Source organism: Nonomuraea zeae (genome assembly GCF_005889725.1).
Classification (GTDB): domain Bacteria; phylum Actinomycetota; class Actinomycetes; order Streptosporangiales; family Streptosporangiaceae; genus Nonomuraea; species Nonomuraea zeae.
In genome coordinates this window covers 1-8,158 of the sequence record NZ_VCKX01000428.1, presented here as the reverse complement: position 1 = coordinate 8,158, position 8,158 = coordinate 1, and the positions used below count along the sequence as shown (strand labels likewise).

The 8,158-nt window shown below is 70.2% G+C and carries 8 protein-coding genes; 5 read left to right on the top strand and 3 right to left on the bottom strand.

Annotated elements, in window-relative coordinates; all coding sequences use genetic code 11:
• Positions 1-132 precede the first annotated feature (132 nt).
• Positions 133-897, top strand: coding sequence for an SDR family NAD(P)-dependent oxidoreductase (locus ETD85_RS57640; protein ID WP_138698301.1), 765 nt, complete (start codon positions 133-135; stop codon positions 895-897).
• 25 nt (positions 898-922) lie between these two features.
• Here ETD85_RS57640 and pgm read toward each other — a convergent pair whose 3' ends face one another.
• Complete coding sequence (pgm, locus tag ETD85_RS57635; protein WP_138698300.1) at positions 923-2,554, bottom strand: phosphoglucomutase (alpha-D-glucose-1,6-bisphosphate-dependent); 1,632 nt, start codon at positions 2,552-2,554, stop codon at positions 923-925.
• A 109-nt stretch (positions 2,555-2,663) separates the two neighbouring features.
• Here pgm and ETD85_RS57630 point away from each other — a divergent pair, with 109 nt between their 5' ends.
• From ETD85_RS57630 to thrS, 3 genes are all read left to right on the top strand, one after another.
• A complete protein-coding gene (locus ETD85_RS57630) occupies positions 2,664-3,563 on the top strand; it encodes an LLM class F420-dependent oxidoreductase (protein ID WP_138698299.1) in 900 nt (299 codons plus the stop codon).
• Positions 3,564-3,593: 30 nt separating this feature from the next.
• Positions 3,594-4,199, top strand: coding sequence for a glycoside hydrolase family 25 protein (locus ETD85_RS57625; protein ID WP_170247416.1), 606 nt, complete (start codon positions 3,594-3,596; stop codon positions 4,197-4,199).
• Positions 4,200-4,263: 64 nt separating this feature from the next.
• Positions 4,264-6,228: a threonine--tRNA ligase gene (thrS, locus tag ETD85_RS57620; RefSeq protein ID WP_138698297.1), complete on the top strand. Its 1,965-nt coding sequence runs from the start codon at positions 4,264-4,266 to the stop codon at positions 6,226-6,228.
• Between the two features lie 99 nt (positions 6,229-6,327).
• Here thrS and ETD85_RS57615 read toward each other — a convergent pair whose 3' ends face one another.
• Positions 6,328-6,531 (bottom strand): TM2 domain-containing protein, encoded by a 204-nt coding sequence (locus ETD85_RS57615; protein WP_138698296.1) that lies wholly within the window; start codon positions 6,529-6,531, stop codon positions 6,328-6,330.
• 180 nt (positions 6,532-6,711) lie between these two features.
• Positions 6,712-7,434, bottom strand: a complete 723-nt coding sequence (locus ETD85_RS57610; protein ID WP_138698295.1) for a PIG-L deacetylase family protein — start codon at positions 7,432-7,434, stop codon at positions 6,712-6,714.
• Between the two features lie 181 nt (positions 7,435-7,615).
• Between ETD85_RS57610 and ETD85_RS57605 the strand changes: the two genes are divergently transcribed.
• A partial coding sequence (locus ETD85_RS57605) for a methyltransferase family protein (protein WP_276617417.1) occupies positions 7,616-8,158 on the top strand: 543 nt, incomplete at its 3' end.

Sequence of the window (8,158 nt, the reverse complement as noted above, 5' to 3'; positions counted from 1 at the left end):
GCCCCCGACCGCCCGCGCGACCTCGCCGGATAGCCCGCGTCCGAGACACCCGCCGCGCCCGAGCCGGCCCGCGTCGTCCCGGGGCTCGCGACCGTCTGCCCGCTACGGAGACGACTGGTTGAGGAGTAGGTCATGGACATCAACGGGACGGTCGCCGTGGTCACCGGCGGCGGCACCGGCATCGGCGCGGCCGTGGCGGAGAGCCTGGCGAGGAAGGGCGCGGCGGCCGTGATCGTCAACTACTCGCGCTCGTCCGTCGCTGCCGCGGCCACGGTGGCCCGCGTCCAGGCCCTGGGCTGCAAGGCGGAGGCGGTGGCCGCCGACGTGTCGGACGACGCCGCCGTACGCCGGATGGCCGAGCGCGTACGAGCCGACTACGGCCGGGTCGACGCCCTGGTGTGCAACGCGGGGACGACCAAGTGGGTGCCGTTCCCCGACCTGGACGGGCTCACCGACGAGGTGTGGCGGCAGGTCATGGGCGTCAACCTGATGGGCGCCTTCTACTGCGCCCGCGCCTTCGCCCCCGACCTGCGCGCCGCCCGTGGCGCGATCGTGAACGTCGCCTCCATCGCCGGCCTGCTCGCCACCGGCTCCTCCATGGCGTACGGGGTGAGCAAGGCGGCGCTGCTCCAGCTCACCCGCGACCTGGCCGTCGCGCTCGGCCCCGCGATCAGGGTGAACGCGGTCGCGCCCGGCCTCGTGGCGACCCGCTGGCACATCGACCGGCTGGGCGAGCAGGTCTTCGGCGAGATGGCGGCGAAGGAGGAGCAGAAGGCGCCGCTGCGGCGCACGGCGCAGCCGGAGCACATAGCCCAGCTCGTCACCGCGCTGCTGGAGTCGGACATGGTGACGGGGGAGATCCTCGTCGGCGACGGCGGCAGGCACCTGGCGTACTGAGCCCGGCGAGGCGCGGGCCCAGGGGTCAGCCCAGGGCGGACGACACCAGGGACCGGGCCTCCTCCTGCACCTTGGCCAGGTGCTCCGGCCCCTTGAAGGACTCGGCGTAGATCTTGTAGACGTCCTCGGTCCCCGACGGCCGGGCCGCGAACCAGGCGCTCTGCGTCGAGACCTTCACCCCGCCCAGCGAGGCCCCGTTGCCGGGGGCCGACGTCTGCACCGACGTGATCGGCTCGCCCGCGAGCGAGGTCGCCGTCACCTGCTCGGCCGACAGCCTGCCGAGCACGGCCTTCTCCTCACGCGTCGCGGGGGCGTCCACGCGGGCGTAGGCGGGCTCGCCGTAGCGGGCGGTCAGGTCCTGGTAGTGGGCGCTCGGCGACTTGCCCGTGACGGCCAGGATCTCGGAGGCCAGCAGCGCGAGGATGATCCCGTCCTTGTCGGTGGACCAGACGGACCCGTCGCGCCGCAGGAACGACGCTCCCGCGCTCTCCTCGCCGCCGAACCCGAGTGACCCGTCGAGCAGCCCGGGCACGAACCACTTGAAGCCCACCGGCACCTCGTACAGCCGCCGCTTGAGCGACTCGGCGACGCGGTCGATGATCCCGCTGCTCACCATGGTCTTGCCGATCCCGGCGTCGTGCGGCCAGCCGTCGCGGTGGGTGTAGAGGTAGGAGATGGCGACGGCCAGGTAGTGGTTGGGGTTGAGCAGGCCGCCGTCGGGGGTGACGATGCCGTGCCGGTCGGAGTCGGCATCGTTCCCGGTGGAAATATCGTATTTGTCGCGGTTCTCGATGAGCGAGGCCATCGCGTACGGCGACGAGCAGTCCATCCGGATCTTGCCGTCCCAGTCGAGCGTCATGAACCGCCACGTCGGATCGACCAGCGGGTTCACCACCGTCAGCTCCAGGCGATGGCGCTCGGCGATCTCACCCCAGTAGGCCACGCTGGCCCCGCCGAGCGGGTCGGCCCCGATGCGCACCCCCGCCGACCTGATCGCGTCCAGGTCCACCACCGACGGCAGGTCCTCCACGTACGTGCCGAGGAAGTCGTGCCGCCCGGCCACCTTCAGCGCGTTCGGGTAGGGGACGCGCAGCACGCCCTCCAGCGAGCATGCCAGCAGCCGGTTCGCCCGGTCCTGGATCCACGTGGTGGCCTCGGTGTCGGCGGGACCGCCGTGCGGCGGGTTGTACTTGAACCCGCCGTCGGCCGGCGGGTTGTGCGAGGGAGTGATCACGATGCCGTCGGCGAGCCCGGCCGTGCGCCCCCGGTTGTGGCGCAGGATCGCGTGCGAGACGGCGGGCGTGGGCGTGTAGCCGTCGCGCGCGTCGATCAGCACCTCGATCCCGTTGGCCGCGAGCACCTCCAGCGCCGAGACCCGCGCGGGCTCCGACAGCGCGTGCGTGTCGATGCCGAGGAACAACGGCCCGTCCGTGCCCTGCGCGCGGCGGTATTCGCAGATGGCCTGCGTCGTGGCCACGATGTGGTCCTCGTTGAAGGCCGTGTCGAGGGACGATCCCCGATGCCCCGACGTGCCGAACGCCACCCGCTGCCCCACCTCGGCCGGATCGGGATGCAGGGCGTAATAGGACGTGACCAGCCTCGCGACGTCGATGAGGTCGTCGGGCAGGGCGGGCAGTCCAGCGCGTTCGTGCGTCATGAGGCCACTTTACAAATCCTCCTCGGGAAATCCGCTGAGCGCGGCGGGTGCCCGTGAGGCGGCGTGGGAAGATACATTCGCGTGAGTCACCAGAACGGAGTTCTGTTTCATGCGATACGGATATTTCCTGAATGAGCCCCAAAGCTCCGACCCGATCGGCGGGCTGCGCGACCAGATCTCCCAGGCGGCGGACGAAGGCTTCGCCTCCGCCTGGATCTCCAACATCTTCGGCCTCGACGCCATCACCGCCCTGGCCGCCGCCGGGAACCAGGTGCCCGGCATCGAGCTCGGCACCGCCGTCGTGCCGACCTACCCGCGTCACCCCGCCGTGCTCGCCCAGCAGGCCATGACCGCCAACGCCGCGCTCGGCGGGCGGTTCGCGCTCGGCATCGGCCTCTCGCACAAGATCGTCATCGAGAACATGTACGGCTACGACTTCGACCGTCCCGGCCGGCACATGAAGGAATACCTCAGCATCCTGGTCCCGGCCACCCGCGGCGAGCACGTCAAGTACGACGGCGAGACGCTCAAGGCCGACATCAAGCTCTCCACGCCCGGCGCGGGCCTGCCCGTGCTGGTGGCCGCGCTCGGCCCGCGCATGCTCAAGCTGGCCGGCGCCGCGGCCGACGGCACCGTGCTGTGGATGACCGGCCCGAAGACGGTCGCCGAGCACATCGTGCCCACGATCACGGCCGCCGCCGCGGAGGCCGGCCGCGAGCCGCCCCGCGTCGTCTGCGCGCTGCCCATCTGCGTCACCGACGACCCCGCCGGGGCCGTCGCCCGCGCCAACGAGGTCTTCTCGGTCTACGGGCAGCTGCCGTCCTACCGTGCCATGCTCGACAGGGAGGGCGCGGCAGGGCCCGGCGACGTGGCCATCGTCGGCGACGAGGACACCGTGCTGGCCAAGCTCGCCGCTCTGGCGGAGTCGGGCGTGACCGACTTCGTGGGCTCCGCGTACGCGAACCGTGACCGCACCCGGAGCCTGCTGGTCGGCGCGGCGAAGGGCTGAGCCGGAGGCGCCCCAATAAACTCCGACAAGGTGAAGCGCTTGCTACTGGGCATAGACGTGTCGAACTGGCAGGGCACCGTCGACTGGGCCGGCCATGCGGACGATGGAGTGGCGTTCGCCTTCGCCAAGGCGACCGAGGGCGGCGACTACACCGACAAGTGGTTCGCGCGTAACTGGAACGGCATGCGCGAGAGCTGGCTCGTCTGCGGGGCGTACCATTTCGCCCGGCCCAAGGGCGACCCCATCGAGCAGGCGCGCCACTTCCTGAGCACGATCGGGTCGGCCGGCGGGCTGCGCCGCGGCGACCTGATCGCGCTCGACCTGGAGACCAACGACGGCCTGCGGCCCGAGCAGGTCGCCGGGTACGCGCGCCGGTGGTGCCACCACGTGGAACGGCACGCGGGCGTGCGGCCGTTCATCTACACGTTCCACTCGTTCGCACACGGCGGACACTGCGCGGGGCTGGGCGAATATCCGCTGTGGATCGCCAGCCCGGAGAGCCCGCGCGGCCGGCCGCCGGTGCCGCGGCCCTGGGGCGACTGGACCATCCACCAGTACGCCAACAGCCCGCTCGACCGAAACCTCTTCCACGGCACCCGGGAGGAGCTGACAAGGCTGGGGTTTCACCCGCGATAGCATCGGTGTTCACCACCGAACCAGCCTCGGTGCCGGGCATCGAGCGCGATCCAAGGGAGACACCGTGTCAGCCGAGCTACGCATCACCCTCGCCGGAGCCGAGCGTGTGGTCGCGGCCGGCACGACGGCCGGTGAGGCGCTGGAGGCCGACGGGCGCACGGTCATCGCGGCCAGGGTCAACGGCGAGGCGCGTGACCTGGCGCACCCGCTGGCGCAGGACGACGTGGTCGAGCCGATCGAGACCGGCAGCGACGAGGGCAGGGCCATCGTCCGCCACTCCACCGCCCACGTCATGGCGCAGGCGGTGCAGGAGCTGTTCCCCGACGCCAAGCTGGGCATCGGGCCGCCCGTCGAAAACGGGTTCTACTACGACTTCGACGTCAAAGAGGCTTTCCACCCCGACGACCTCAAGCGCATCGAGAAGCGCATGCGGGAGATCGTCAAGCAGGGGCAGCTGTTCTCCCGCCGGGCCGTCTCCGACGAGGAGGCGCGCGAGGAGCTGGCGGGCGAGCCGTACAAACTGGAGCTGATCGGTCTCAAGGGCGGGGCCGCCGACGAGGAGTCGGTGGAGGTGGGCGCCGGGCAGCTCACCATCTACGACAACCTCGACGCCAAGACCGGCGACCTGCAGTGGAAGGACCTGTGCCGGGGCCCGCACGTGCCCTCCACCCGGTCGATCCCGGCGTTCAAGCTCATGCGCTCCGGCGGCGCCTACTGGCGCGGCAGCGAGAAGAACCCGCAGCTCCAGCGGATCTACGGCACCGCGTGGGAGTCGCGCGACAAGCAGGACGAATACCTCAAGCTCCTCGAAGAGGCCGAAAAGCGCGACCATCGCAAGCTGGGCGTGGAGCTGGACCTGTTCAGCTTCCCGCCGGAGCTGGGCAGCGGTCTGCCGATCTTCCATCCCAAGGGCGGGATCATCCGCAAGGAGATGGAAGACTACATGCGCAGGCGGCAGTCCGAGGCGGGCTACGAGTTCGTCAACACCCCGCACATCACCAAGTCGTCGCTGTTCGAGACCTCGGGGCACCTGCCGTGGTATGCCGACGACATGTTCCCGGCCTTCGAGCTGGAGGGCACCGAATACCGTGTCAAGCCGATGAACTGCCCGATGCACAACCTGATCTTCAGGGCGCGCGGGCGGTCCTACCGGGAGCTGCCGCTGCGGCTGTGCGAGTTCGGGTCGGTCTACCGCTACGAGAAGTCGGGCGTGGTCCACGGGCTGACCCGGGTGCGCGGCATGACGCAGGACGACGCGCACATCTACACCACCAGGGAGCAGATGGCCGACGAGATCAAGTCGCTGCTGAGGTTCGTGCTCAGCGTGCTGCGTGATTTCGGCCTGTCCGACTTCTACCTGGAGCTGTCCACCCGCGACGACTCCGACAAGTTCATCGGCGATCCCGCCGAGTGGGAGGAGGCGACCCAGGCGCTGCGCCAGGTCGCCACCGAGTCGGGCCTGGAGCTGGTGGACGACCCGGGCGGCGCGGCCTTCTACGGGCCGAAGATCTCCGTCCAGGCCAAGGACGCCATCGGCCGCACCTGGCAGCTGTCCACGATTCAGCTCGACCTCAACCAGCCCAAGCGCTTCGGCCTGGAATACCAGGCGGCCGACGGCAGCAGGCAGACCCCGGTCATGATCCACCGGGCCCTGTTCGGCTCCGTGGAGCGCTTCCTCGGCGTGCTCACCGAGCACTACGCCGGCGCCTTCCCGCCCTGGCTGTCCCCGGTGCAGGTGGCGGGCATCCCGATCGCCGACGCCCACGTGCCCTACCTCCAGGACGTCGCGAAGAAGCTGCGTGAGCGCGGGATCCGGGTCGAGGTCGACGCGGCCGACGACCGCATGCAGAAGAAGATCCGCAACGCGCAGAAGTCGAAGGTGCCGTTCATGCTGCTCGCGGGCGACGACGACATCGCCAACGGCGCGGTGTCCTTCCGCTACCGCAACGGGGAGCAGAAGAACGGCGTCCCGGTGGAGGAGGCGATCGCCGAGATCGTCAACGCCGTGGAGCGCCGCGTCCAGGTCTGACCACGCCGGCACCACGACTTCCGGGGCTCGGTACGCACGAATACGGCGGAGCAGCCGCATCATCAGCTGCTCCGCCGTTCTTCTGCTATCCGGATCTGATCACTTGGCCAGCGGCTGGCCCTGCTTGTCGGTGAACTTCCCGATGAGGATCATGATGAAGTCGATCAGCACCCATATGCCGAACCCGCCGGCGGTGATGAGCATGAGGATGCCCGTCCCGATCTTGCCGACGTAGAAGCGGTGCACGCCCAGCACGCCCAGGAAGAAGCAGAGCAGAACAGCCGCGAGCCATGACTTGGTCATGAAGAGATGCCTTTCGATTCGGGGGATCGGCCGGACGCGGGCATGGCGGAGCCTGGTGTGCCGCGCCGGCCGGCGGTGACTGCGGGAACGATCAGCCGCAGGGCACGAAACCCTAGCAAGGTCTCCGTGCCGTCGCCGACGAAGTTCTTTATGTCCGTCGATATGCCGAAATATCCGCGATTAGTGGTTGAACAGGCGGAATGTAACGGCAGGTCGGCCGCCGAACCGCCGCGCCTCCTCGCGCGCGAACCCCTCGATCAGGTTGCGGGCGTAGGCCTCCGGGTCCTCGGTGGTGAGCGCCTCGATGTAGGCCCGGTGCTCCATGAGTGAGCGCACGCCGCGCTCCAGCCCGTCGGTGACGTCCACGGCGTGGGTGGGGGAGTCGCTGCCCGCGACGGCGACCCAGCGGACACCGGCCCAGGGCTCAGCCTCCGTATCTGGAAATATCCAGCGATTTCCGGCGTCTGCCGCGGCGTCCAGCACCGCCCTGCCGACGGCCCGGTGGTCAGGCGTGTTCCAGTACGTGCCGCCCCACGTGTCGTCCGGGTTCAGGGTGATCACGAGCTCGGGGCGGTGCCGGCGGATGGCGGCGGCCAGGTCTTTCCTGAGCGCGGTGCCGTACTCGATCACCCCGTCGGCGTGGCCGAGGAACTCCACGGTGTGCACGCCGACGACGGCCGCGCTGGCCCGCTCCTCGCGCTCGCGCACGGGCCCCGACTCGGCGGGCGGCAGGGAGTCGATGCCCGCCTCGCCCCGGGTCGCGATCAGGTAGGAGACCTCACGGCCCGCGTCGGTCCAGATCGCCACGGCGGACGCGCAGCCGTACTCGAGGTCGTCGGGGTGGGCCACGATGGCCAGGGCACGCTGCCAGTCGCCGGGCATGGGCTCAAGCTGATCGGTCATGGCCCCAACCCTAGACAGGCACGCCATGGCCGCGATTCCGCCGCCGCCCTATAGTGAGGGCGCGCGACGGTCTGCTGCCCGGCCGCGCACATGCTCGCCAATCGTCGCACACCCTGAGGTGGCAGGCCTGATGTGGAGCGAAGCGGATAAGACAGGCGCGGAGCCGGGCGACCGGCGGTCCATGGCCGTGCTCGTGGACGAGGCACTCGGCTATGTCTTCTCGGCCGCCCTGCGCGCGGTGGCCGCGGTGGGCGTGGCGGACAAGCTGGCCGGCGGGCCGCGTACGGTCGCCGAGCTGGCCGCGCAGACGGGCGTCCACGAGGGGAGCCTGCACCGGGTCCTGCGGCTGGTGGCCACCCGTGGCGTCGTCGAGGAGCTCGACGACGGGCGGTTCCGGCTGACCGAGCTCGGGCAGGCGCTGCGTTCCGACGTGCCGCTGTCGGCGCGGCCGGCCGTGCTCATGCTCACCGATCACACGCTGTGGCTGCCCAGCGGCGAGATGGAGCGGTGCCTGAGAGAAGGCGGCTCCGTCTTCGGCGGCATCTTCGGCATGCCGTTCTTCGACTACGTCGCCCAGGACGAGCAGACCGCGACGGCCTTCCACGACGGCATGGCGTCGTTCTCGGACGCCGAGAACCGGCCCATCGCCGCCGCTTACGACTTCCCGGAGCTGGGGGTCGTGGTGGACGTGGGCGGGGGTCAGGGCTTATATTTTTTCGTAACT

Bases quoted from the DNA above. Each gene is read 5' to 3' on its own strand.
- ETD85_RS57640 (WP_138698301.1), top strand. From the start codon at position 133: ATGGACATCAACGGGACGGTCGCCGTGGTCACCGGCGGCGGCACCGGC.
- pgm (WP_138698300.1), bottom strand. From the start codon at position 2,554: ATGACGCACGAACGCGCTGGACTGCCCGCCCTGCCCGACGACCTCATC.
- ETD85_RS57630 (WP_138698299.1), top strand. From the start codon at position 2,664: ATGCGATACGGATATTTCCTGAATGAGCCCCAAAGCTCCGACCCGATC.
- ETD85_RS57615 (WP_138698296.1), bottom strand. From the start codon at position 6,531: ATGACCAAGTCATGGCTCGCGGCTGTTCTGCTCTGCTTCTTCCTGGGC.
- ETD85_RS57610 (WP_138698295.1), bottom strand. From the start codon at position 7,434: ATGACCGATCAGCTTGAGCCCATGCCCGGCGACTGGCAGCGTGCCCTG.